Annotated in this window: 20 protein-coding genes; 11 read left to right on the top strand and 9 right to left on the bottom strand. The window is 57.8% G+C overall.

Going from position 1 to position 25,115, the window contains the following annotated elements; translation table 11 throughout:
• Positions 1 to 47 precede the first annotated feature (47 nt).
• Genes QP977_RS10300 through QP977_RS10290 form a run of 3 tightly spaced genes read left to right on the top strand, consistent with a single transcriptional unit; the run spans position 48 to position 3,867 of the window.
• A complete protein-coding gene (locus QP977_RS10300) occupies positions 48 to 794 on the top strand; it encodes a glutamine amidotransferase (RefSeq protein WP_083324612.1) in 747 nt (248 codons plus the stop codon).
• A 45-nt stretch (positions 795 to 839) separates the two neighbouring features.
• Complete coding sequence (locus QP977_RS10295) at positions 840 to 3,116, top strand: sensor histidine kinase (protein WP_016422760.1); 2,277 nt, start codon at positions 840 to 842, stop codon at positions 3,114 to 3,116.
• The gene (locus QP977_RS10290; RefSeq protein ID WP_224433497.1) at positions 3,109 to 3,867 is read left to right on the top strand and encodes a response regulator transcription factor; all 759 of its coding nucleotides are present in this window, start codon (positions 3,109 to 3,111) and stop codon (positions 3,865 to 3,867) included. Before QP977_RS10295 ends, QP977_RS10290 begins: the two co-directional genes overlap by 8 nt.
• Here the strand turns inward: QP977_RS10290 and QP977_RS10285 are convergent.
• Positions 3,864 to 5,495 carry an ABC-F family ATP-binding cassette domain-containing protein gene (locus tag QP977_RS10285; RefSeq protein ID WP_038625400.1) on the bottom strand — a complete coding sequence of 544 codons (1,632 nt, stop codon included), beginning with the start codon at positions 5,493 to 5,495 and terminating at the stop codon, positions 3,864 to 3,866. The two genes, QP977_RS10290 and QP977_RS10285, sit on opposite strands and share 4 nt — an antisense overlap.
• 20 nt (positions 5,496 to 5,515) lie before the next feature.
• Between QP977_RS10285 and QP977_RS10280 the strand changes: the two genes are divergently transcribed.
• Positions 5,516 to 6,724 (top strand): lycopene cyclase family protein, encoded by a 1,209-nt coding sequence (locus QP977_RS10280; protein WP_070827712.1) that lies wholly within the window; start codon positions 5,516 to 5,518, stop codon positions 6,722 to 6,724.
• Positions 6,725 to 6,822: 98 nt separating this feature from the next.
• Positions 6,823 to 8,286 carry an amino acid permease gene (locus QP977_RS10275; protein WP_187406522.1) on the top strand — a complete coding sequence of 488 codons (1,464 nt, stop codon included), beginning with the start codon at positions 6,823 to 6,825 and terminating at the stop codon, positions 8,284 to 8,286.
• Between the two features lie 404 nt (positions 8,287 to 8,690).
• On the opposite strand, the gene QP977_RS10270 is transcribed toward QP977_RS10275, so the two are convergent.
• From QP977_RS10270 to QP977_RS10240, 7 genes are all read right to left on the bottom strand, one after another.
• Entirely contained in the window at positions 8,691 to 9,155 is a 465-nt protein-coding gene (locus QP977_RS10270) for a metal-sulfur cluster assembly factor (RefSeq protein ID WP_016422755.1), read from the bottom strand.
• Positions 9,148 to 9,663: a Fe-S cluster assembly sulfur transfer protein SufU gene (gene sufU, locus QP977_RS10265; RefSeq protein WP_016422754.1), complete on the bottom strand. Its 516-nt coding sequence runs from the start codon at positions 9,661 to 9,663 to the stop codon at positions 9,148 to 9,150. Before sufU ends, QP977_RS10270 begins: the two co-directional genes overlap by 8 nt.
• Positions 9,664 to 9,683: 20 nt before the next feature.
• Positions 9,684 to 10,937, bottom strand: coding sequence for a cysteine desulfurase (locus tag QP977_RS10260; RefSeq protein WP_016422753.1), 1,254 nt, complete (start codon positions 10,935 to 10,937; stop codon positions 9,684 to 9,686).
• On the bottom strand, positions 10,930 to 11,691 hold the full coding sequence (gene sufC / locus QP977_RS10255; protein WP_016422752.1) for a Fe-S cluster assembly ATPase SufC: 762 nt from the start codon (positions 11,689 to 11,691) through the stop codon (positions 10,930 to 10,932). Before sufC ends, QP977_RS10260 begins: the two co-directional genes overlap by 8 nt.
• 92 nt (positions 11,692 to 11,783) lie before the next feature.
• Complete coding sequence (gene sufD / locus QP977_RS10250) at positions 11,784 to 12,974, bottom strand: Fe-S cluster assembly protein SufD (protein ID WP_016422751.1); 1,191 nt, start codon at positions 12,972 to 12,974, stop codon at positions 11,784 to 11,786.
• Positions 12,975 to 12,979: 5 nt separating this feature from the next.
• The gene (sufB, locus tag QP977_RS10245) at positions 12,980 to 14,446 is read right to left on the bottom strand and encodes a Fe-S cluster assembly protein SufB (protein ID WP_016422750.1); all 1,467 of its coding nucleotides are present in this window, start codon (positions 14,444 to 14,446) and stop codon (positions 12,980 to 12,982) included.
• Positions 14,443 to 15,141 carry a helix-turn-helix transcriptional regulator gene (locus tag QP977_RS10240; protein ID WP_048734176.1) on the bottom strand — a complete coding sequence of 233 codons (699 nt, stop codon included), beginning with the start codon at positions 15,139 to 15,141 and terminating at the stop codon, positions 14,443 to 14,445. Before QP977_RS10240 ends, sufB begins: the two co-directional genes overlap by 4 nt.
• A 185-nt stretch (positions 15,142 to 15,326) precedes the next feature.
• Between QP977_RS10240 and mptB the strand changes: the two genes are divergently transcribed.
• From mptB to QP977_RS10220, 4 genes are all read left to right on the top strand, one after another.
• Positions 15,327 to 17,066: a polyprenol phosphomannose-dependent alpha 1,6 mannosyltransferase MptB gene (mptB, locus tag QP977_RS10235; protein WP_101687863.1), complete on the top strand. Its 1,740-nt coding sequence runs from the start codon at positions 15,327 to 15,329 to the stop codon at positions 17,064 to 17,066.
• Between the two features lie 25 nt (positions 17,067 to 17,091).
• Complete coding sequence (locus QP977_RS10230; protein ID WP_016422747.1) at positions 17,092 to 18,060, top strand: ABC transporter ATP-binding protein; 969 nt, start codon at positions 17,092 to 17,094, stop codon at positions 18,058 to 18,060.
• Positions 18,060 to 18,863 (top strand): ABC transporter permease, encoded by an 804-nt coding sequence (locus tag QP977_RS10225; RefSeq protein ID WP_049190730.1) that lies wholly within the window; start codon positions 18,060 to 18,062, stop codon positions 18,861 to 18,863. The genes QP977_RS10230 and QP977_RS10225 overlap by 1 nt, the downstream gene beginning before the upstream one ends.
• A 93-nt stretch (positions 18,864 to 18,956) precedes the next feature.
• On the top strand, positions 18,957 to 19,970 hold the full coding sequence (locus QP977_RS10220; protein ID WP_016422745.1) for a COX15/CtaA family protein: 1,014 nt from the start codon (positions 18,957 to 18,959) through the stop codon (positions 19,968 to 19,970).
• 372 nt (positions 19,971 to 20,342) lie between these two features.
• On the opposite strand, the gene QP977_RS10215 is transcribed toward QP977_RS10220, so the two are convergent.
• Positions 20,343 to 21,257: a heme o synthase gene (locus QP977_RS10215; protein WP_172954651.1), complete on the bottom strand. Its 915-nt coding sequence runs from the start codon at positions 21,255 to 21,257 to the stop codon at positions 20,343 to 20,345.
• A 289-nt stretch (positions 21,258 to 21,546) separates the two neighbouring features.
• Between QP977_RS10215 and tkt the strand changes: the two genes are divergently transcribed.
• A complete protein-coding gene (tkt, locus tag QP977_RS10210; protein WP_284847285.1) occupies positions 21,547 to 23,646 on the top strand; it encodes a transketolase in 2,100 nt (699 codons plus the stop codon).
• Positions 23,647 to 23,816: 170 nt separating this feature from the next.
• Positions 23,817 to 24,932: a transaldolase gene (tal, locus tag QP977_RS10205; RefSeq protein ID WP_284847284.1), complete on the top strand. Its 1,116-nt coding sequence runs from the start codon at positions 23,817 to 23,819 to the stop codon at positions 24,930 to 24,932.
• The last annotated feature ends 183 nt before the right edge of the window (positions 24,933 to 25,115 follow it).

Below are 25,115 nucleotides of genomic sequence, written 5' to 3'. Positions count from 1 at the left end.
TCTCCGTCCCCCTCTAGCTCCCTTTTTCACGAAATTTGTTCCCGCAAATGTCTACCTCCGCCAAGCCCTTCCTCTTGCTTTCCACACGCGGCGAAGATGCCGCAGCTCACGCTGAACATCTCTCATTTGCCAGGAGGTGTGCATTGGCGCCGGCAAAGTTGCATCAAATTCGCCTGGAACAGTCTCGTCCGGGGAATCTGAATCTAGATAACTACTCGGGCGTAATCGTTGGCAGAGGACCCTTTAACGCCTCTGATGACGATAAGAGCTATCTACAGAAGGAAGTCGAGACCTGGTTCGAGGATTTGTTGGCAGAAGTGCTCGAACGAGACTTCCCCTTCTTCGGAGCTTGTTATGGCGTCGGCCTGCTCGGTACTGCTGGCCATGGCCGTGTCTCCCGCAAGCACGGGGAGCAGGCAGCTGTAATCGAAGTAGCTGCAACTCCAGATGGCGAATCAGATCCAATTCTTGATGGTTTACCGGCCCACTTTCACGCCATCGTCGGCCACAAGGAGGCCATCGAAGAACTGCCTGGCGACGCTACGTTGTTGGCAACTGGTAAGGACTGCCCCGTACAGATGTTTCGGTTGGGCCGCAATGCATATGCGACGCAGTTTCACCCGGAATTAGATGCCAACACATTTGCCCAGCGTCTCCAGATTTACGCAAATGAGGGCTACTATTTACCAGGAACAGATCTTAAAGCGGTGTCGGCCGCGCGACAGTTGGATGTTGCTCGAAGTGGGCGTATTCTTCAGAATTTCGCTCGGCTCCATACCGCATGTAGAGACTAATTAGTTTTATCTAGTGGCAATAAGCAAAAGGAATGTGATTGTCGCATGGAGAGGTGGAATCCCGATTCGGCACTTGCCGGACAGTCACCATCAATTGAAATGTCTGTGCTGCGATCCGGCGCGATTATTATTGCCGTCACCGGCTTTTTGTGGCAGGTTGAATCGGCTGTTCGTTCTGTCCCCTTTGAAAACTTTCTGAGCCACTGGTTCCCTTTTGCATCACTGCTCATATTCATTCTCAGCGATATGTTGCTGATTTGGGCTGTGATTAATAATACGCGGCGAGGCCTTATTACCGCACTGCGTGTGCCGATGTACATCATGTTGGTTTTCCTGATGTTGGTTTCAACCTATTGGGATCTCCCTCATAACCTCGTTGGAAATGCGCTCTGGTATAGCCCATTTTCAGGTTTAGCCCTCGCTGCATTTGCTCTGACAGTGCCACTCCACATCAGTTTGTCCGTGATGGTATTTGTTCCCGGACTTATTGCGGTCATTAATTCGTGGTTGCTGGGACACACTTTTTGGCTCGACATGTTGTCGGATGTTGGTTTCAATCTCATCAACACTTTTCCATTTGTGATTATTGCAGGCTCTGCACAACCCGTCGCAAGGCTTATTGACTTCACCTACGAGAACTCTCGGAAGGTCAATGAGAGAGCGGAGCGTATGCGTGTCCGCGGCGAGGCGATGAGCAGCTTCAACGCCTATGTCCATGACTATGTATTGGCCGCACTGTCTGCAATCGGTAAGGGCTCTAAGATTGACTTCTCGCTAGACGAGCAGACTGGGCTGTTTTTCTCGCCTCGGCAAACAGTAAGCGGTAGAACTTTTGCTGAGGCTGTACGGGCGCAATTGATGTCGGTGAGCCCCGACATTTCGGTAACGCTAGACACCAGCGAAGAAGGCGGTCCAGTTCGGCTGCCAGGAGAAGTTGCTAACACGTTCCTATTAGCCGCAACCGAGGTGGCAAATAATGCCAAGCGTCACGCAGGTGCCGCAGCGGAAAAGAAATGCCACATTCGTGTTGCCTCGGGAGAGGTGTCCATTGATTTTCGTGACGATGGCACCGGGTTCGACCCCGAGGGAATTGACCCGCATCGTGCAGGTATCCGGTTGAGCGTTAAAGGGCGAATGGAGGCCCTTCGCGGTGGAGATGCTCTCGTTAATTCAAAGCCTGGGAAAGGTACTCAGGTTATTCTCAAATGGCACGGTAATACCTCTCCTGTGGAAGAGGAAGATGTAGTCGATTCCTCCGCTCACACGACATCGCTGTATGACCTCATGGGAATGTCAATTGTTTTTTCCTGGCAGTTCTACGGCGCGATCGTCGGCGTGTTGTTCATGGTTCTAGTCAGTAATGGACAATTATTTACCGCGGCCGGGCAAATCAGTCTGGCATTAGCGATCGGCCTTCTCGGGCTGATTATGTATGGCCGCCATTCACAATTGCCGTTAGCCCGTGCAATCGTAACTGGTGTCGCGATCGTTGTATTAGCTGTGGTGGGGCTCTACCAGCCCATTCCAAATAATTTGGAATGGTCGTATTTCTGGCACTTTAGCTTAATTTCTTTTGCATCTGCATTGCTCGCCATCCGCGGCCGCCCCTGGGTTGCGCTGAATTCAGTGCTCGGTGGCGCGATCATGGTGGAGCTTCTCAAGTTCTTCCCCTTTGCCCCCTCGGATACGACCCACATCAGTATCTCTGGAGTTGACCTGTTAGTTCGCTCCGTGATGTTGGTCGCGGGAATTTTGACGTCCATCATGGTCCGCTTTTTTATGCGCACCGTTCCGCAGTCTATTCAGGATTATAATCGTGCGCTGTACGCTGCCGGGGCCGCCAAAGAGTACGAAATTAGCAGCCAGAGTAACTACGAATGGCTGCAGCGCCGGGTCGGCCCCATTTTTAGCGCCGCTGCAGTTTTGGAAGAACCGACCCCGCGACTGCAGTTGCGTGCGCGGCTTACAGAGCAGCTTCTCCGAGACGTCCTACGTTCGCCGCATCTAAATGTTGGGTCCCTTCACCAAGCTGTTTGGGACGCCCGCGCAAGAGGTGTTCATGTCCGGCTCCTCGATGACCGCAATCACACGCAGGCCGTTTCCGATAGCACCGATGTGCGCCGTATTCCGCTTGTCGACGACGATTCCGCGGTGGCCAAGTTGATGCCGAACTTCCTCGAAGCAATCGATAACGCCGAAGAAGGATCGGTAACAATTCGCCTATTGCCCCCGGGCAGACGTGCATTTGCATCTATTTCTGATGACAATGGAGTGCAAAGGTTTGATGAAGCCGGTGAGAGGATAGTGATGTCACGTGACTAGGGAGAATATTGCGGGAATGAGCAATGCTTCCATCGACGTCTCGGCTGCAATTGACTCCGACAACATCGGAGATTACAGCGTGCAGTCGGATCGTTTGCTTCGCGTTGCTGCGATTGATGATCATGCCTTGACTCTGCAGGGGCTCGAAACCCTGCTTTCTGCAGAGCCAGACTTTGAGCTCGTCGGCTGTTATCAAACTGTGCCGGAGCTACTGGCCGATGTGGGCACCGATGACCGCCTGGATGTGGTCGTGCTGGATCTACGGCTGGCGGATAATTCAGATCCAGCGCAGAACGTTCTGTCGCTGGAATTGGTTACCGATCACGTGCTCATCCTCTCGTCAGCTGAAAGCCCATACCTTGTCCGAAAGGCAGTGCGTACCGGAGTGATGGGGGTTGTGCAAAAATCGGAAACCCCGGAGACAATCGTGTCTGCAGTACGGCTGGCGGCACTTGGCAAGGGTGCGCTGACTACAGAATGGGCATCGGTAGTTGACTCTGATCCCCTGCTCGACTCTGTCGATTTGTCAGAACGCCAGCGTGAGGTACTGGAGCTGTACGCCTCCGGTGAGTCGACGAAGCGAGTCGCGTCGATGACAGGGCTGACACCGAACACCGTGTTGGACTACTTGGGCCGTATTCGAGCCAAGTATGCGGCAGCTGGCCGGGCCGAGAACAGCCTTAACAAGTCGGAGATGTATAGGCTCGCGCAGCAGGACGGTTACCTGCCAGGGCCAATGGATCCGTCTTAAGCCAGCTCGACGATTTCCATGTAGTCGTCGCTCCAGAGGTCTTCGGTGCCGTCGGGAAGCACGATGACGCGCTCGGGCTCTAGCGCCTTGACCGCACCTGGATCGTGGGTAACCAGAACGACGGCCCCGGTGTAAGTGCGAAGTGCATCGAGAACCTGTTCGCGGGACTGCGGGTCGAGGTTGTTAGTGGGCTCGTCGAGAAGCAGGACGTTTGCGCGGGAGCTAACCAGCGTCGCCAGCGCCAGACGCGTCTTCTCACCACCGGAGAGGGTTCCCGCTGGCTGCTGCAGCTTGTCGCCGGAGAACATAAAGGCACCGAGCAGGCTCCGCAGCTCCGGCTCGTTGACGTCAGGGCAGGCGTAGACGGTGTTTTCCCAGACAGTCTTGTCCGGATCAATCGTGTCGTGCTCCTGGGCGAAGTAGCCGATGCGCAGGCCGTGGCCGGAGACAATGCCGCCTTCGCCATCGGTGCGCTCCACACCGGCGAGTAGCTTCAGCAGCGTCGTCTTACCAGCACCATTGAAGCCGAGGACAACCACGCGGGAACCCTTGTCAATCGCAAGATCAACACCGGCGAAGACCTCCAACGAGCCATACATCTTGGTCAGTCCCGTGGCGTTGAGCGGAGTCTTGCCACAGGGCGCCGGCTCGGGGAAGGAAATGTGGGCGACCTTATCCTCGACGCGGACTTCGTCGAGACTGTCCATCATGCGCTCAGCACGAGCCACCATCTGCTTGGCCGCACGGGCCTTCGTCGCCTTCGCGCCTAGCTTCTCGGCCTGCTTGCGCAGTGCGCTGGCTTTCTTCTCCGCGTTAGCGAACTCACGGCGACGTCGAGCCTCATCGGTCGCGCGTGCCGACAGGTAGTTCTTCCAGCCCATGTTGTACACATCAGCTTCGGCGCGCACCGCATCGAGGAACCAGACTTTGTTACACACGGCCTCGAGCAGCTCGACATCGTGCGAAATCATAATCAAGCCGCCCTCATGCTTACTGAGGAATTCGCGCAGCCAGGTAATCGAATCCGCATCGAGGTGGTTCGTCGGTTCGTCGAGAAGCAGCGTCGTGGCGGACTTGCCCGAGCCTTCGGTAGCGGCGAAGAGAATCTGCGCAAGCTCGACGCGGCGGCGCTGACCACCCGAAAGCGTCTTCAGCGGCTGGTCGAGTACGCGCTCCGGCAACCCCAGCGCGTCGCAAATGCGGGCTGCCTCGGCGTTCGCCTCGTAGCCGCCGAGGTCGTGGTAGCGCTCCTCGAGACGCGAAAACTTCCGAATCGCCGCATCGCGTTTCGTGTCAGTGGTCGCGGTCTCCATGATCTCCTGTTGGCGATCCATGCTGCGGCGGATTTGGTCAAGACCTCGCGCCGACAGCACACGGTCGCGGGCGGAGATGTCGATGTTGCCCTCGCGCGAGTCCTGTGGCAGGTAACCAATCGAGCCAGAGCGCACTACTGAACCGCCATAGGGTTCAGTTTCACCGGAGAGAATACGCATAGTCGTCGTTTTGCCAGCACCATTTCGCCCGACGAGTCCAATCCGGTCTCCCGGCTGGACGCGCAGCTGCTCACCCGGCGCAGTGAGCAGGGTACGGGCGCCGACTCGGACTTCAAGGTCATGGGTCACAATCACGAACGAGTAGCCTACCAGTTATGACTTCATTTCCCGTGACCGCCTCCGTCGTCGGCCTCGGGCCCGCCGGAAGAATCGCCGCCCACCGTGCATCCGCTCGCGGCTGGGATGTCACCGCTTATGACCCAGCCGGTGGCACACTGCCCTCGACGATTGGTCTCTGGTGCGACCAACTCCCCGACTGGTTGCCCAGCGACTTCCTTGCCGCCACCTTTCAACCCAGCGTCATTCTTGCCGACGGCACCGAACGTCAGCTCGCCCGCAACTACGGCGTTGTTAACAAGGACTGCCTGCAAAAACTGGGCGGTTTCCACATCGAACGCCGCGCGCTCACCGATTCCGAAACCACGGGTACTGACATCACAATTGTCACCACCGGGCGCACGCACGCCGCAGTCGGGCGAGGTGGGCAGGTACGGCAGCTCGCCATCGGGCACATCTTTTCGCTTGACGACGTCCCCAGCGCCCACCGCCGCGCAGTTTTCATGGACTTCACTCCGGCTGAACCGGTTGACCCAGCGACAGAGCCGGCTAGTTTCTCCTATCGCATTTTCTTGGATGACAGGACCTTCCTCATTGAAGAGACCATTCTCGCTACTCCGACTCCTATGGTTGACGGGTATCGTGGCGAAGCCGGTGCGCCAGTCGGCAGCGGCGGTGAGGCCGATGACTCCGTACTTCTAGCGCTGTTGCGTAGACGCCAAAGTGCACGGTTGAAGTCCCTGGGGCTTTCGGAAGATCTGGCCATCGACGAAGAAGTGGTGTCCTTTCCCCTACTGGCAAACCTTCCCTCTCGCCGCGGTGACGTGACGCACAGTGGACCATCCATGGGCACTCTCTTCGGCTTTGCTGGTGGTTGGATGCATCCTGCCACTGGTTACTCGGTGGGTTCGGTTATCGAAGATGTCGACCGCTTCTTGGCCGATATGGAAAAGAAGGGAAGCCGGACGCTGGGGACGTCGTTAAGCATGCGATTGCAGCGATGGCTACGCGAACGTGGGCTCGCGGCGTTGCTGGGGTTCGATGCACGACAGACGGGTGCGTTTTTCCGGGCGTTCTTTTCGTTGCCGGAGAAGGACGTTTTTGCCTATTTGATAGGGACATCCCCACTGACGACGCTTCGCGCTATGGCGAAAGTGGCCGTGCCTTTGCTGAAAATGAGTCCGCGTACGTGCGGAAAGCTCATCGCTGGGTTTGTGCGGGGACCTGGGAGATGGAGAACTCGTTGACCGGGAGCATATACATCAGCCGATTTGTGGGGTGATACCAACAATTAAAGCGGTGTGGTTTTTGCATTCACCGGAGTACAAACGCTTATGATAAATGAATGACTTCGACGCAATCTGAGGAGACTTCCTCACAAAACCATAAGCTTCAGCGCAGGCTGAGAGCTCGCCACCTGAACATGATTGCCATTGGTGGTGCCATTGGTACGGGCCTGTTTGTTGCCTCCGGTGCGACCATTTCGCAGGCCGGTCCAGGCGGTGCGCTTATCGCTTACGCTCTTATCGGCATCATGGTGTGGCTGGTTATGCAGTCTCTCGGCGAGATGGCCGCTTACCTGCCGGTGCCCGGTTCCTTCCAGGAGTACGGTCGCCGATACGTCTCAGAATCCTTCGGCTTTGCCATGGGCTGGAACTACTGGTTTAACTGGGCGATTACTGTGGCCGCAGAGCTCGTCGCTGCTGCGCTGGTGATGCGCTATTGGTTCCCGGATGTGCCTTCAATCATCTGGTCCGCGCTCTTCCTCGCGATTCTATTCGGGCTGAATGCCCTGTCCGCACGTGCATTCGGCGAGGGTGAGTTTTGGTTTGCGACCATCAAAGTCATTACCGTCATCGTCTTCCTCGTTCTTGGTGTCGGCATGATTTTCGGCATCTTGGGTGGGTCCTCTCCCGGCTTCGAAAACTGGACCACGGGCGACGCCCCATTCGTCAATGGCGGAATGGGACTGTTGGCTGTCTTCGTCGTAGCCGGATACTCCTTCCAGGGCACCGAGATGGTTGGTGTAGCAGCAGGTGAGGCTGAAGATCCTGAGCGTACGATTCCCCGCGCGATTCGCACTATCTTCTGGCGTATCCTGCTGTTCTACATCGGTGCCATCGCGGTTATTGGTTTCCTTATTGCGTACACGGACCCGAATCTTCTGAACGCCGCCGAGGACAACATTTCCATTTCACCGTTCACCCTGGTCTTTGAACGCGCAGGTATCGCGATTGCCGCTGGCCTGATGAACGCTGTCATTCTGACTTCGGTGTTGTCCGCGGGTAACTCCGGTATGTATGTGTCCACTCGTATGCTGTTTTCCCTGGCCCGTCAGGGACACGCTCCGCGTTACTTTGGCAAGCTTTCTGGGCATGGCGTTCCGCTGCGCGCTCTGATTGCCACCGCTGTCATCGGTATGGCTGGCTTCATTACCTCATTGGTAGGCGATGGTGTGGCGTACACCTTCTTGCTGACGCTGTCTGCGCTCGCGGGCTTTATCACCTGGTTTGGTATCTCTTTCAGCCACTACCGCTTCCGCAAGTGTCTGAAAGCCCAAAATATCCCGTTGGATTCGCTTCCCTACAAGGCGAACTTTTTCCCCGCCGGTGCTGTGCTGGCACTGATTATGTGCTTCTTTGTGGTGGCAGGACAGGCACTTGATCCGATCCGTACTGGCGAAAATATCTTTGCTATCCTCACTCCGTACCTGGGTATTCCGGTCTTCGTCCTGCTGTGGTTCATCCATAAGAAGGCCACGGGCTCCAAGCTCGTTGACCCGGCCACCGCAGACATGAGTCGCGAATAGCTGCGAAGGGCTGTGAATAGATGCGAGTAGCTATGCATCTCGCATCTAACTCTCACAACTTGGATTAGCAGTCGAAGACAATAGCGACCCCGCTTGGCACTTTTCAGTGCCAGGTGGGGTCGTTTTTAACTCCGAGTCGGACAGCTTGAAAAAATTGCGGGGATGCTCGTGTGAATACGGGCTGCAGATGTGAAACTGTGCAAGTTTATGACGCTTTCAGGCCATTTTTTGAGCCATTTTTGACATAAATGCAGTCAGTAACTCGCATCGCCCTACCGATCCCGGCCATAAACGCAGTCAGCAACTCATAAACAAACGAAAAAGTGCCTAGCTGAACGAGCCAGGAGCTCGTCGCCAAGCACTTTTAACGTAGCGGTTCTCTAATCACCGCTGTCACTGATCATCTAGACCGAGAAGCCGAGAGCGCGCATCTGCTCGCGGCCGTCCTCAGTGATCATGTGTGGGCCCCATGCCGGAGACCAGACCCAGTTGAGGCGGAAGTCGCGGATACCCTCGACCTTCATAACCTCGGAGGCAGTCTGGTCGGTGAGCATATCGGTCAGCGGGCAGGCCGGGGACGTGAGTGTCATGAAGATAGCGGCAATGTCGCCTTCTTCAATCCAGATGTCATATACCAGGCCCAGGTCCACGACGTTGACTCCGAGTTCCGGATCAACAACCTCGTACATTGCCTCTTCAACCTGGATGGCCAGCTTGTTATCGGCTTCGGTCTGCTCCGGTGCCGGCGGGACGGTGATGGACTCGTACGCATCCCCCTCATCAATGGGAGCACCAGTAGTCATGGTGTCCTCGTCGACAGCATCAGGCTGTGCGGGCGAGGTGGCGTCATTAGCGATTGGTTCAGTCATGGCGATGGCCTTCCTCGTCATTGGTAACGGTTACAGTCGCGGTACCAACGCCGTTGCCTTCAGCAGCGTTGGCCAGGGCCTCAGCGGTTGCGGCCTGGAAAGCTTTCCATCCGAGAAGTGCGCACTTCACGCGGGCGGGGTACTTAGAAACTCCAGCGAAGGCAATCCCATCGCCGATAATGTCCTCATCGCCCTCAATCTTGCCTCGGGAGGTGACCATCTTCTCGAACTCGGCAAGCTTGGCCATGGCCTCGTCGACAGTCTTGCCGACAATCTCCTCAGCCATAACTGAGGTAGAGGCTTGCGAGATAGAACAGCCCACGGCGTCATAGGAGACGTCATTGACGACGGTGAGGTCGTCGTTCAGAGTGACGCGAAGCGTGAGTTCATCGCCACACGACGGGTTGACGTGATGCACTTCCGTATTGAAAGGCTCCCGCAAACCCGCATGCTGCGGATGCTTGTAGTGATCCAGGATAACTTCCTGGTACATCTGCTCGAGCTTCATGTCCTTCTCCTTTCTTAAAGTTACGGGGTGACACCGAAGAACTTCTGTGCATGGCGCACTGCGTCGGCAAGCGCCTGAACGTCCTCTTCCGTGTTGTAGATGTAGAAGGATGCCCGGGCGGTCGACTGGGCGTTGAGGATTTGGTGAATTGGCCACGCGCAATGGTGACCGACGCGGATGCACACGCCCTGGTCGTCTAAAACCTGGCCAAGATCGTGCGGGTGAATGCCCTCGACCTTGAAGGAGACTGCAGAGCCACGCTGTTCTGGAGTAGTCGGACCGATGATGGTCACGCCATCAATTTCCTGCAGCTTCTCCAGTGCGAGCGCGGTCAGGTGGTGCTCATGAGCAGCTACCTTATCCATACCGATGGCATCCAGGTACTTCACCGCAGCCCCCAGGCCGACGACCTGGGAGGTCATCATGGTACCCGCCTCGAAGCGCTGCGGAGGCGCCGCGAAGGTGGTCTTCTCCATGGTGACGACCTCAATCATCGAGCCACCAGTGAGGAACGGCGGCAGTGCCTCGAGCAGTTCCCGGCGACCGTAGAGCGCGCCGACCCCGTTGGGGCCGAGCATCTTGTGGCCGGAGAACGCCAGGAAGTCCACATCGAGCTCCTTGACGTCGACAGGCATATGCGGCACCGACTGGCAGGCATCGAGGACTACCAGCGCTCCGACCTCGCGAGCACGGCGCACCATTTCCTTCACATCGGTTACTGCACCGGTGACGTTTGACTGATGGGTAAAGGCCACAACTTTGGTCTTCTCGCTGAGCTCCAGCGAGTCCATATCAATGCGGCCGTCTTCAGTCACGCCATACCAACGCAGTGTCGCACCAGTGCGGCGAGCCAGCTCCTGCCACGGCACCAAGTTCGCGTGATGCTCCAGCTCAGTGACGACAATCTCGTCACCCTCGCCGACCTGGTACTGACCTGCGCGGTCGTCGCCAAGCACGAATGCCACTGTGTTCAACGCTTCGGTGGCGTTCTTGGTGAAGACCAGCTCGTCATAGTCGGCGCCGATGAAGCCTGCAATGGCTTCGCGGGCATCTTCGTAGGCGTCCGTGGCCTCCTCAGCAATCTCGTAGGCACCGCGGTGCACCGGTGCATTGTGGTGGGTTAGGAACTCCACCTCAGCATCGATGACTTGCTTGGGGCGCTGCGAGGTCGCTCCGGAATCCAGGTAGACCAGCCGCTTTCCGTCACGGACAGTGCGCGACAGAATCGGAAAGTCCTCGCGGAGTGATGGGCTGAGTAGTTCGGCGTTAGGCATTGATGTACTTCTCGTAGCCGTGCTCTTCCAGCTCGTCTGCAAGCTCCGGGCCACCGGAGGTGATGAAGCGACCATCGTGGAAGACGTGGACGAAGTCCGGCTTCACGTAGTTCAGGATGCGCTGGTAGTGAGTAATGATCAGAATGCCGCCGTCGTTTTCGTCCTGGTAGCGGTTAATGCCGTCAGAGACAACGCGCAGAGCGTCGACGTCCAGGCCGGAGTCGGTCTCGTCCAGGATGGCGAACTTCGGCTTCAGCAGGTCGAGCTGCAGAATCTCGTGACGCTTCTTCTCGCCACCGGAGAAGCCCTCGTTGACGGAGCGCTCGGAGAACGACGAATCGATCTCCAGGTCAGCCATTGCCTCACGGACCTCCTTGACCCAGTGGCGCAGCTTCGGAGCCTCGCCGCGGACAGCGGTTGCTGCAGAGCGCAGGAAGTTGGACATGGACACGCCGGTGACCTCGACCGGGTACTGCATTGCCAGGAAGAGCCCAGCGCGAGCGCGCTCGTCGACGCTCATCTCCAGCACGTTTTCGCCGTCGAGGAGAATCTCGCCCTCGGTGACTTCGTAACGCGGGTGACCTGCGATGGTGTAGCTCAGGGTGGATTTACCAGAGCCGTTCGGCCCCATCACAGCGTGGGTTTCGCCGGAGTTGATCGTCAGGTTGACGCCCTTCAAAATCTCCTTGGGCTCGGCGGACTCATCGGTCGGCAGCACCTGCGCGTGGAGGTTACGGATTTCCAAAGTGCTCATAGTGAAATCTTTTCCTTTAATCGGTGTAAGTGGCCTGTCCCCCGGCACTTCCGGGTTGACAGGACGGAAAGGGTGAGAAAGAAGATAAGCGGTTAGAAGCCAGCGGTGTTGAGCTCTTCGTCAACGAGCTTTTCAAGCTTCTCGCGAACGGACTCGACCGGAATCAGGTTGATGACCTCGCTGAAGAAGCCGCGAACCACCAGACGGCGAGCGGCCAGCTCCGGAATACCGCGCGAGAGCAGGTAGAAGAGCTGTTCCTCGTCGAAGCGGCCAACGGTGGCAGCGTGCCCAGCACCGGCAATCTCACCGGTTTCAATTTCCAGGTTCGGAACTGCGTCGGCACGCGCGCCTTCGGTGAGCAGCAGGTTGCGGTTGAGCTCGTAGGTGTCGGTGCCCGTCGCTTCTGCACGAATGAGCACGTCTCCCACCCACGCGGTGCGGGCCTCACGATGAGCGACATTCGGCTCGCCCTGCAGCGCGCCCTTGTACATCACGTTGGAGCGGCAGTTCGGCACAGCGTGGTCGACCAGCATGCGGTTTTCAAAGTACTGACCGGCATCAGCGAAGTACACGCCCAGCAGATCGACGTCGCCGCCGGGTGCCGTGAAAGCAACGCGCGGAACGATACGGACAACCTCGCCGCCAAACGTTGCGACAGTGTGGCGCAGCGTAGCATCGCGGCCGACACGAACGTGGTGCGCAGAGCCATGAACGGCATCTTCGTTCCAGTTCACCATGGTCACGACGCCCAGCTTGGCGCCGTCGCCGATTACGAACTCGATGTTGTCCGCGAACGTGCCACTGCCTCGGTAGTTAATGACGCAGACGGCCTCGGCATGGGACTGCACGTCAATGACAATGTGGCCGTAGGACACCTTGTCCTCGCCCGGACCATCGATGTCGATGACGACAGGCTCCTTGGACACCGAGTTCTTCGCGAAGGTCACGATGTGCGCATCGTCGAAGTTGGAGTACGCCTGTGCTGCCACGCGGTCCGTTGGGGCGCCGGCGCGACCAAGGCGCTCGTCGTCACGCTTGACGACGTCCACAGCGACGCCATCCTGACCAGCAGTCTCGACCGAAATTGAGGCTGCAACCGGCTCTGCTGCGGTGCCGTTGTGGAGACCGCGGAGCTTACGCAGCGGCGTGAACTTCCACTCTTCATCCTTGCCATGCGGCACGGCGAAGTCCTCCACGTTGAAGGATGAGAAAACGTCGCCCTTGTTCGCCAGCACGCGACGGCTATGAGCAGCCTGGTTTTCGTTGTTAATCGTCGTAGTCATTGGTATTAACCGACCGAACCTTCCATCTGCAGTTCAATGAGGCGGTTTAGCTCGAGGGCGTATTCCATCGGGAGCTCCTTGGCGATGGGCTCGACAAAGCCGCGCACGACCATGGCCATTGCATCTTCTTCCTCGATGCCGCGGCTCATCAGGTAGAAAAGCTGATCGTCAGAGACCTTGGAAACCGTTGCCTCGTGGCCGAGGGTGACGTCGTCCTCGCGGACATCCACGTATGGGTACGTGTCCGAACGTGAAATCGTGTCCACCAGGAGTGCGTCACACTCGACGTTGGAGTGCGAGTGCTTGGCACCCTTGTTGACCTGCACCAGACCGCGGTAGGCAGCGCGGCCACCGTTGCGGGCCACGGACTTGGACACGATGTTGGAGCTCGTGTGCGGAGCCATGTGCACCATCTTGGCGCCGGTGTCCTGGAACTGGCCCTCGCCAGCCATAGCCACGGACAGCACCTCGCCCTTGGCATGCGGACCGGTCATCCACACTGCCGGGTACTTCATGGTGACCTTGGAACCGATGTTGCCGTCAATCCACTCCATGGTTGCGCCCTCTTCGCACTTGGTGCGCTTGGTAACCAGGTTGTAGACGTTGTTCGACCAGTTCTGGATCGTGGTGTAGCGGCAGCGGCCACCCTTCTTCACGATGATCTCCACAACAGCCGAGTGCAGCGAGTCGGACTTGTAAATCGGAGCGGTACAGCCCTCGACGTAGTGCACGTAGGCATCTTCGTCGACAATAATGAGCGTGCGCTCGAACTGTCCCATGTTTTCCGTGTTGATACGGAAGTATGCCTGCAGCGGGATGTCCACGTGGACGCCCTTCGGCACGTAAATGAAGGAGCCGCCGGACCAGACTGCGGTGTTAAGAGCGGAGAACTTGTTGTCACCGGACGGAATGACGGTGCCGAAGTACTCCTTAAACAGCTCCGGGTGCTCCTTGAGAGCGGTGTCGGTGTCCAGGAAGATAACGCCCTGGGCCTCCAGATCCTCGCGAATCTGGTGGTAGACAACCTCAGACTCGTACTGAGCGGCGACACCTGCGACCAGGCGCTGCTTCTCAGCCTCCGGAATGCCGAGCTTGTCGTAGGTGTTCTTAATATCCTCCGGCAGGTCTTCCCAGGTCTGGGCCTGCTTCTCGGTGGAGCGAACGAAGTACTTAATGTTGTCGAAGTCGATGCCCGACAGATCCGCGCCCCAGGTGGGCAGCGGCTTGCGGTCGAAGATTTCCAAAGCCTTCAAGCGACGTTCAAGCATCCACTCCGGCTCGTTCTTCTTAGCCGAAATATCGCGAACGACCGCTTCAGACAGGCCACGCTTCGCGGAAGCGCCAGCGGTATCCGGGTCGTGCCAACCGAACTGGTAGGCACCAATGGACTCGATAATCTCTTCGTCAGTCTGCGGAGTGGCAGCCTTCGTGGATTCAGCCACGTCGGTGGAGTTCTCATGGGCGAGGGTCATTCTCCGCTCCTTTCTTGTGGCGATTCAGTAAGTGTCTTTGTTACGGGAGTGAGTGGGATATTCGTAGTGCAGATACCGTTTCCATCAGCGATAGTCGCCAACGGTTGGGTGTGCTGACCTAATAATTTACTAACGGCTTCATGCTCCGCCGCGCAGAGCTCCGGAAACTCGGAGGCTACGTGGCTAATTGGGCAATGGTGCTGGCAAATTTGCACGCCGCCAGTGTTCTGGTTGATAGTTGCCGCGTACCCGGCCCGTCGGAAAGCATCGACGACGGCCTCTACGACCTCTTCCTTCTCTGCGTCCTGCCCCACTGGGGTGACGCCGAGCAGAATGTCATCAATGCGCTGACGGGCAAACTGGGCAACTGCCTGCTCACCACCGGCCTTGCGCAGTGCGGTCAGAGCTGCACTGGCAAGATCGTCGTAAGCGTGCCCGAATCTAGCGCGGCCCCGATCTGTCAGGCGATAGGACTTTGCTGGCCTGCCTCGGCCCCGGGGGCCGGTGCTGGGTGCCGGAGCGGTTTCGGCAAGACCTTCGTCCACCAGAATGTCAATATGACGGCGGACGCCTGCAGCGGATAGTCCCAGGGTGTCTGCGATAAAAGTCGCGGACGCCGGGTTGTGTTCCAGAAGCAATTGGAGAATGCGCTTGCGCGTATCACCATCATTGACTGTCGGCTTCCGATCTGCCATGACTGGTGAGTCACCTCCTGCGATTGGACTGCTGGATAATAATGGGTGTCTAGGTGGCTCAGCGAGGCAAGTATCCCACTTGCGCCGCTGGTGTATTAGACAACATAATTGTGTCGTAATTGGGCCACAATGTCCAACGCATTTAAATATCAATGCAACGTCGCTGATTAGAACGCCCTTTCGGCGTGTCGAATCGTCTACTATGTGACTTTGTGAAAACTAACCGACCTACCCCGCGCCGCTCGTCCGCCTTCGACGACGCTCTCGGGGTGCGTGACGCCATTCCGAAAATTGGTCTGGCCGGTTCTAGGTCGGCAACCCTCCACCAGGGCTCAGAACAGCCGCTCCAACACCGCATCAATTACCGCGAACTCAGACGCTTCACCTGGCTGCGTTGGCTGGGTGCTCTCGGTGCGATCTTTATTATGGTCGCTGGGATTGGCGCAGGCGCGACACCGGTGGTTGGAAATGAGTTTTGGGGTACACCACTTGGGCTAATCCTCGGTCGAATGTTGGTGGCAACGACAATCGTCACCTTCGTGGGCATTGGCATGTTAGTCACAGCCTGGTTGGGTGTCGGCGCTTTCGTTCTGGCCGGTGCGCGGACTCGCGTCACCGCAGTGACTACTCCGATGCTCATACGCACCTACGCGGCATGGGTATTGCCCTTGATGTTTACCGCTCCCCTGTTTACGCAGGATATCTATTCCTATTTGGCGCAGGCTGCAATTGTGGAGCGGGGTATGGATCCCTACCTCGCAGGACCTGTTGACCTATTGGGAGCCAACGACCCACTTGCCCGATCGGTGCCATTGATTTGGTCGCACTCTCCGAGCCCATACGGCCCCACAGCCCTCGCAGTGGCATGGGGTATCGCCAAGATAACCAGCGACGGGGTGATCGCTTCCGTCTTTCTGCATCGACTCGTCGCCATTGTTTCGCTTCTCGTGGTGTCCTGGGCGCTGGTGCAGCTTGGTCGCCGCTGCGGCGTTAGCTCTCAGTTCACCCTCTGGCTGGGCACGCTCAATCCGCTGGTATTGCTGCACCTGGTGGGCGGTATCCACAATGAGGCCCTGCTGCTGGCACTCCTGCTTGTTGGTCTCGAACTGTGTCTGCGAGCTATCCACGGCCCTGCGCAATCGATGGTGCCCGATGAGCTGCTAGAACCCGGACCGATCGGACACGAGAACCAAAGCCGAGGTAGATCGTGGGCGCTGTATGCAGGCGGTATCGTGCTCATCAGCCTCGCCGGAATGGTCAAAGTCACCGGTTTCGTGGCGCTCGGCTTTGCCGGCATGTGGCTGGCCCGAAAGTTTGGCAGCACCTGGAAGGCCGTTGCTTTTTCCGCGGTAGTGACGGGCGCAATAACCGTCGTCACGGCAGTCGTTGTTTCCTTAGGAACTGGTCTGGGCTTTGGTTGGATCACCGCGCAGGGTGGCGCTGCAACGGTGCGCAGTTGGATGTCGTTAACTACCCTGCTCGGGATTATCGCTGGTTTCTTCGGCAGGCTTCTGGGGCTCGGCGATATCAGCGACAGTGCTTTGCTGTTTACCCGCGGCATTGGCGTAGTGCTGGTGGCTGCCTGGCTCCTGCGCATGCTGTTAGCGACGTTCCGTGGGCGCATTCACCCGCTCGGCGGCTATGGCCTGGCGATGTTCGCTCTAGTAATCCTCTTCCCCGTCGTGCACCCCTGGTACCTGCTATGGGCCATCGTGCCCCTGTCCGCTTGGGCCAACCGGGTACAATTTCGCATTGCCGTGGTTCTGTACTCGGCAATTTTCAGTTTTGTAGTACTACCACGCGGCCTGGGGTTACCTCCGGGCACCGTCGCTCAGATTTACCTACTGGCGTTGGTATTCTTCGTCGCAGTCATGTTCGTCATCTTGGCGTACTCGACGCGATCTAAGGTATTTCGCCTTCATTAAAACTGTGAGATTAGACTGACTAACCGTGAATAACGCTGCCAATTCTCCTGCTCTGCGCCTTGAGAACGTAACGAAGAAATTCGATGACGTTGAGGCTGTATCAGACCTTTCGCTTTCCCTGGATCGAGGTAGGGTTCTTGCGCTCCTCGGCCCCAACGGTGCTGGTAAGACCACAACCGTTGAAATGTGTGAGGGCTTCATCAAGCCGGATGAAGGGCGAATTCGCATTCTCGATCTCGACCCGGTCACTCAAACCACAGCACTGCGCAGTCGCATTGGCATCATGCTCCAGGGCGGAGGTGCCTACCCCGGTGTTCGCGTTGGCGAAATGCTGAACCTCGTTGCCAGTTACTCCGCAAACCCGCTGGACACTGATTGGCTTCTTGAAGTCGTTGGCCTAGAACGCCATCGTAAGACGAACTACCGCAGGCTCTCTGGCGGTCAGCAGCAGCGACTGTCGCTCGCATGTGCCCTGGTCGGACGCCCGGAGCTTGTGTTCCTCGACGAGCCGACAGCAGGCCTCGATGCTCAGTCCCGTCTAGCCGTCTGGGATCTCATCTCGTCGCTGCGCCGTGATGGGGTCACCGTGGTCCTGACAACGCACCTCATGGACGAGGCCGAATCGCTTGCCGACGACGTTGCGATTATCGACCGGGGCCATTTAGTTGTGGCCGGTACCACCGAGGAGATCACTAGCGCAGGCGCATCGGCTCTCCAGGGAACGTCGTCAAGCACTGCTATGAAGATCAGCGTTCGAGGCAGCCTTGACTTCGAAGAGGTCAACCGCAACTTCAGCGAGTCCGGTCTTCCACAGCGTCTGCAGCGTTCTGGCGGTGGAGAGTTTTCCCTGATTGGTGAGGCTTCACCGCGCGCCTTGACTGTCTTGGCGCAGAGTTGCGAGCAGCAAGAGGTGTTGATCACCTCGTTGAATAGGGCGACGCAATCGCTTGAAGATGTCTTCTTGCAGATCACTGGAACGGAGATGAGGAGCTAATGACTACCGCACCGAGGGCCGATGCTTCCCGCTTTGCAAAGGGCACTTTCGCCCCAGCGCCACAGCGTTCGGACATGGCGAAGTTGGTCATGTCGCAGGCGTGGTTGGAAACGAAGCTCTTCTGGCGACATGGTGAGCAAATGCTCCTCACCATCATTATCCCGTTGGCGATGCTCATCGGCCTGGTGATGGTGCCGGTGTTGGAGCTCGATGATCCGCTCGAGCGTATCTTCCCCATGGTGCTGGCGATTTCCGTCATGTCTGCAGGGTTTACCGGACAGGCAATTGCCGTGGGCTTTGACCGCCGTTACGGAGCCCTGAAGCGCATCGGCGCCTCAGGCGTGCCACCCTGGGGCATTATCGCAGGCAAGATTGTGTCGGTCTGCACCACCGTCACGTTGCAGTACGTACTGTTTAGTCTCGTGGGGCTCGCCCTTGGCGCAGAGCTGTCGATTGGCGGCTGGCTGCTGGCTTATGTGGGGATGCTTCTGGGAACGTTCGTCTTTACCTCATTGGGCTTGCTCATGGGCGGTACGTTGGGAGCCGAGCTAATCCTAGGTCTGGCCAACCTGATCTGGTTCATCCTCATTGGTGCTACTACGTATGTGGCCGTTGCGCCATCGTTAGATGACATCAGCTCTGTACTGCTACACCTCTTGCCGTCCGTCGCGCTTACCGACGTGATCTCCGCGGCATTGGCCATGTCCGTCCATTGGTCAGCTGTCGGGGTGCTGATTGTGTGGGGTGTCCTTGGCGCTGCACTGGCGGCTCGCTGGTTCCGTTTTGATATGCCGAATGACTAGGAATCTATCGGGGAGTCTGCATAGAAAAGCGCAGCCCAACGCAGGGGTTTCGCTTATTACCATTTTCCGCCAGCATGGGTAGAATTTCTTAATGTGAATACTGCAGATCGAAGTTTGCCCCTATCGTTTTTGCCGCTGACACCAATCGGGCGCCAGAAGCTCTATGCCCTGCTGGTTTTGATTGCACAGGCGGCAATTGCGGTAACCGGTTCTATCGTCCGTGTTACTGGTTCAGGTCTCGGTTGTGCTTCGTGGCCTGAATGTCACCCAGGCAGCTTCGTTCCTGTCGCGGGGGAAGCAGAAATGCTCCATCAGATTATTGAGTTTGGCAACCGGCTGCTCACCTTTGTGCTGGTTGCTCTGACACTTCTGCTCTTTCTTTCGGTTATGCGTGTCGGTCGCCGTCAGGAAATCAAGTTGCTGGCCTTCCTCAATGGTCTCGGCGTTATCGTCCAGGCTGTTATCGGCGGTATCTCCGTTTGGGTTGACCTGAAGTGGTACGCCGTAGCGTTGCACTTCCTGCCTTCGATGATTCTGGTCTGGCTCGCTGGCATGCTTTTCGTCAAGATTTCGGAGCCTGACGACGGCACTGCTACCCGCATGTACCCGCGCTATCTGCGCTATTTGGCTGCCGCCTCCGGCTTGGCCCTGACGATGACGCTGATTACCGGAACTATGGTCACCGGTGCCGGACCACACGCTGGCGATGCTTCGGTGCTCCCGGAGGATCGCCTCCAGCTACCGATTGTTGACCTGGCGCATATCCACGCTGGTTTTATGTACCTCTACCTTGGCCTGGTTATCGGCCTCATTTTCGGTCTGCTGGCCTCGGAAGCCTTTGCACCTGTGCGTAAGGTTGCCATCGCACTCGTTGTGTTCATTTTGGCTCAGGGCGTAGTTGGAATGATTCAGTATTGGTCCGGTGTACCGGAGGCATTGGTGCCGGTTCACGTTGCCGGATCTGGTATCTGCACCGCTTTGACTGCAGTACTTTTCCAGCACGGTTACCGCACTGTCGGTGGGAGCGCAGAAGTCACTGGCTCGCTTGAAGGCGATGCGGCTGCCGCCACTGTTGCTTCGGAGAAGAACGTCGAGGTTACCGCGTAGCTAGCTGCCGGTCAGCGGCTGTGTTAACGACTGTGGTTACCGGCCGTTGATTCCTGCTCGAACCGCCTAAACACGCGCTTTGGTTGTGCGTGTTTAGGCGGTTCTGCTGTCTGCTCGGCTCCGTGTGCTCGGATGTGCGTTTCCCAGTGGCTAGCGGCTGCGCGGGCTGCGCGGGCGGTGCAAGGGGGCGGTCTGCCCACTTATCGATCCGAGTTACTGACTATGTTTATGACAGAAATCGCGCGAAAAATTGCCTGAAAGTGGCATAAACTCGCACAGTTTCACGTTTGCAGCCCGTGCCCATCTCCACACACAAAAAGAGGCCCTTCCCGCAACCGGAAAGGGCCTCTTCAAAGGAGCTCAGCAGCTGACCTAGAACATGCTCGAAATTGTCTGCAATCCGAGTACGGCATCGAGAGAAAGCGCCACACAGACGATAGACAAGTAGTTGTTCGACATGAAGAACAGCTTCATCGGCTTGATCTTGCCACCGGTCTTAACGTGGCGGTGCAGGTCAATGGCGCCCCACAGGAACCAGGCACCAGCGCCAACGGCGCCAATCAGATAGATCCAACCCGCGTACGGAACCAACAGCAGAGTGGTAATCACGGTCGCGGCGGTGTAGTAAATAATGCGCTTGGAAACGACGATTGCCGGCTTGACCACTGGCATCATCGGCACGCCAGCGGCCTTGTAGTCCTCCTTGTAGCGCAGGCCCAATGCCCAGGTGTGCGGCGGAGTCCAGAAGAAGATAAGCAGGAACAGGATGAATGCCTGCCACCAGTGGGCCAGCCCCGTAATCTCCGGGTTGTTGTCAGTGATCACGGCCCAGCCGACCATCACCGGCATACACCCCGCAGCGCCACCCCAAATTACGTTCTGATCAGTACGGCGCTTCAGCCACAACGTGTAGACGAAGATGTAGAAGGCAATCGTAATCAGAATGAAAACGGCGGCCAGCAGCGAGTTACACAGCAACCACAGCCATAGGAACGACGCAATCATCAAGACAGTGCCGAAAATCGCTGCCGCTCGACGGCTAACCTGGTTGCGCGCGAGCGGGCGACGGCGAGTACGGCGCATCTTCTGGTCAATGTCGTAATCCATGACCATGTTGAAGGTGTGCGCAGCCGCTGCACCCAGCCAACCACCGAACAAGGTGAGAAGAATCAGTCCAACGTGAACATGACCGCGATCAGCCTGAAGCATTGCGGGAATGGCCGCGACGAGCAGGAGCTCGATAATTCTTGGCTTAGTCAGTGCAATATACGCCTTGACTGTTTCCAACAAAGCAATGTCCCTTTCACGCGCCATAAACAAACCCCCCGTTTACAGATAGTCGGATGTAACGGTCGGAAAGTTCCCGACGAGTTTTTCCGCAAAATTAAATGAGGGGCAGGCAATCAGTTTACCGGTAATCATAACGGTTCCAATAATGACCGTCGTAAAGCATGTGCGGCGCGCCCTCTGAGACTTATCTCTCAGCTATTCGGCCTGGTTTGAACCCGGAGCGCGCAATCCTAGTTAGTATGGAGGAGAATTTTACTAATCCATTTGGATACTAGGAGTCATTCACGTGACACTGTCGACTGAGCATGAAGCACGGGTTGTGCGCAACTACCCCTCGGACTGGTCTGACTTGGATACGAAGGCCGTTGATACGGCCCGTGTGCTGGCTGCAGACGCTGTTGAAAAGGCAGGTTCGGGGCACCCCGGCACTGCGATGAGCCTCGCGCCGCTGGCTTACTCTCTTTACCAGCGCGTTATGCGCCATGACCCGAAGGATACGAAGTGGATCGGCCGTGACCGTTTCATTCTCTCCTGTGGTCACACCTCTCTGACGCAGTACGTCCAGCTGTACCTCGGCGGTTTTGGCCTGGAGCTCGATGACCTGAAGGCGCTGCGTACGTGGGACGCTCTCACCCCGGGTCACCCGGAGTACGGCCACACTGACGGCGTGGAAATCACCACTGGCCCGCTGGGTCAGGGGCTGGCGTCGGCTGTCGGTTTTGCCATGGCTTCGCGACGGGAACGTGGGCTGTTCGACCCGGAAGCTGCTCCGGGTGAGTCTCCGTTTGATCACTACGTGTACGTCATCGCTTCTGATGGTGACGTTCAGGAGGGTGTCACTGCCGAGGCCGGCTCGCTGGCCGGCACTCAGCAGCTGGGCAACCTGATTGTCTTCTGGGATGACAACGGCATCTCCATCGAGGACGACACCACCATTGCTTTCACCGAGAATGTCGCGGACCGCTACCGTGCTTATGGCTGGCAGGTCATTGAGGTTGACGGCGGCGAGGACGTCGCGGCACTCGAGGCTGCTGTCGAGGAGGCCAAGAAGGATACGGAGCGTCCGACCTTCATTCGCGTTCGTACTGTGATCGCTTACCCGGCTCCGACGAAGATGAACACCGGCGCGTCGCACGGTGCTGCTCTTGGTGGCGAGGAGATTGTCGGCATCAAGGAAGCTCTCGGCTTCGATACCGACAAGAGCTTTGACGTCGCTGACGAGGTCATTGAGCACACTCGCAAGCTAGTTGAGCGCGGTGCTGAGGCTCATGCACAGTGGCAGGTCAAGTTTGATGAGTGGGCTGATGCTAACCCGGAGCGCAAGGCTCTGCTGGACCGTCTGACCGCTGGCGAGCTGCCGGAGGGCTTCGACGCTGAGCTGCCGACTTGGGAGCCGGACGAGAAGGGTGTTGCTACCCGCAAGGCGTCTGAGGCCGCGCTGCAGGCACTGGGCAAGACCCTGCCGGAGCTGTGGGGTGGCTCGGCTGACCTGGCTGGCTCCAACAACACCGTCCTGAAGGGTGAGCCGTCCTTCGGCCCGAAGTCCATCACCACCGGTACCTGGACCACCGACCCGTACGGCCGCAATCTGCACTTCGGTATCCGTGAGCACGCCATGGGCTCGATCCTCAACGGCATTCTGCTCCACGGTGGTACCCGTCCGTACGGTGGCACCTTCCTTATCTTCTCGGACTACATGCGTCCGGCTGTCCGCCTAGCATCGCTGATGGGCATCTCCCCTATTTATGTCTGGACTCACGACTCCATTGGTCTGGGCGAAGACGGTCCGACGCACCAGCCTGTTGAGCAGCTGGCTTCGCTGCGCGCTATCCCGGGTGTGTCCACTGTCCGCCCGGCTGACGCTAACGAGACCGCTCAGGCTTGGGCCGCTGTTCTTCAGGGAGAGGCAGGCCCGAAGGCTCTGGCTCTGACCCGCCAGAACGTTCCGGTCTTGGAAGGTACCAAGGAGAAGGCCGCTGAGGGCGTCCGTCGTGGTGCGTACGTGCTTGTCGACGGCGCCAAGGAGACCCCGGACGTCATCCTGATGGCTACCGGTTCGGAAGTTCACCTCGCTGTCGAAGCTGCTGACAAGCTGGCTGAGGAAGGCGTCAGCGCCCGCGTTGTCTCCGTTCCGTGTCTTGACTGGTTCGAGCAGCAGGACGATGCCTACCGCGAGCAGGTTCTGCCGAAGTCCGTCCGCGCTCGTGTCTCGGTTGAGGCCGGTATTGCAATGCCGTGGTACCTCCACCTGGGTGATGCTGGTCGCGCTATCTCCCTGGAGCACTTCGGTGCATCGGCTCCGTACAAGGAGCTGTTCGAGAAGTTCGGCATCACAGCAGAGGCTGTTGTCGATGCCGCCAAGGAGTCCATCGAGGCTGCTAAGTAAGTTTGTTAAAACCTGGCGCTATCGGCCGTTGTCGGGACGGGATTTGTGAAAACCGTACCGCGCTCCGGTAGCGCCAGTATTGTTTGTGACGCACAGTAGTTTAAGGACATACAACTTTTAGCGAAGTCTTTAGGCAACGAAGCGGTATTGACAGAAAGGCGTTAAACACTATGGGAAACACCACGATGGAAGCGCTCGCCAAGGTAGGGACTTCGGCGTGGCTCGACGATCTTTCGCGCCAGCGCCTCACCTCGGGCGATTTGAAAAATCTTATTGAAGAGCTTCGGGTTGTCGGTGTCACTACTAACCCGGCAATCTTCTCTTCGGCGATGACCGCCGGTGAGGATTACGACTCTCAGCTGGCGCAGCTCACTGCAGAGGGTGCGAACCCGGCAGATGCTGTGTTCGCGATGGCAATCGACGACGTCCGCGATGCCTGTGACCTTTTCGCTGGTGTATCCGAAGAAACCGACGGTGTCGATGGCCGTGTGTCCATCGAGGTCGATCCTCGCTACGCCGACAACTACGAGGCCACGATTGCGCAGGCCCGTAAGCTCTGGGAGCGCGTCGGCAAGCAGAACGCGATGATTAAGATTCCGGCGACCGATGCTTCCCTGCCGGCTGTCACCCAGGCTCTGTCCGAGGGAATCTCGGTAAACGTCACCCTGATTTTCTCGGTGGAGCGCTACCTGCAGGTCATTGATGCGTTCATCGAGGGCATTGAGCGTGCGAAGGACAACGGCGTAGACCTGGCTTCGGTTCACTCTGTTGCGTCGCTGTTTGTTTCCCGCGTTGACACCGAAATCGATGCTCGCCTGGACAAGATCGGCTCCGAGGAGGCCCTGGCTCTGCGCGGCAAGGCTGGTCTGGCCAATGCCCGTGCAGCTTACGCCAAGTTCGAGGAGACTTTCTCGGCGCAGAATATTCGCTGGGCACAGCTGGAAAACGCCGGTGCTAAGCCGCAGTGCCTGCTGTGGGCTTCGACCGGTGTGAAGAACCCGGCTTACCCGGACACTCTCTACGTCACTGAGCTGGCTGCACCGCAGACTGTGAATACCATGCCGGAGAAGACGCTGCGTGCTGCCGCGGGCTTCGAGGGCGAGGTTCGCGACGCCGTCAGCGGCCAGGGTGACGCAGCCAACGCCGTTATGATTCAGCTCAGCGAGATTGGCATCGACCTCGATGACGTCTTCGCTGTCCTGGAGCGCGAGGGCGTGGAGAAGTTCGTGGACTCCTGGCAGTCCTTGCTCGAGTCGATTGCACAGCGCATGGAGCAGCTGAAGTAAGCCTGCTGATTATCTAGGTGCCTGTTGGTAGTGGCTGCGTTTCTGGCTGGCGCCAGCAGGTCGCCTGGCGATCCGAGTTACTGACTGCGTTTATGTCAAAAACGGCCCGGTAGGGTCAGGCGGTCATTGCATCATGGATAACACCAGAGATTACCTCCCGGGGAGTTAACCCGTCGAGCACTA

Source organism: Corynebacterium sp. MSK012 (genome assembly GCF_030232435.1).
In the GTDB taxonomy this organism is placed as follows: domain Bacteria; phylum Actinomycetota; class Actinomycetes; order Mycobacteriales; family Mycobacteriaceae; genus Corynebacterium; species Corynebacterium jeikeium_D.
This window is presented reverse-complemented; position numbering and strand designations above follow the sequence as displayed.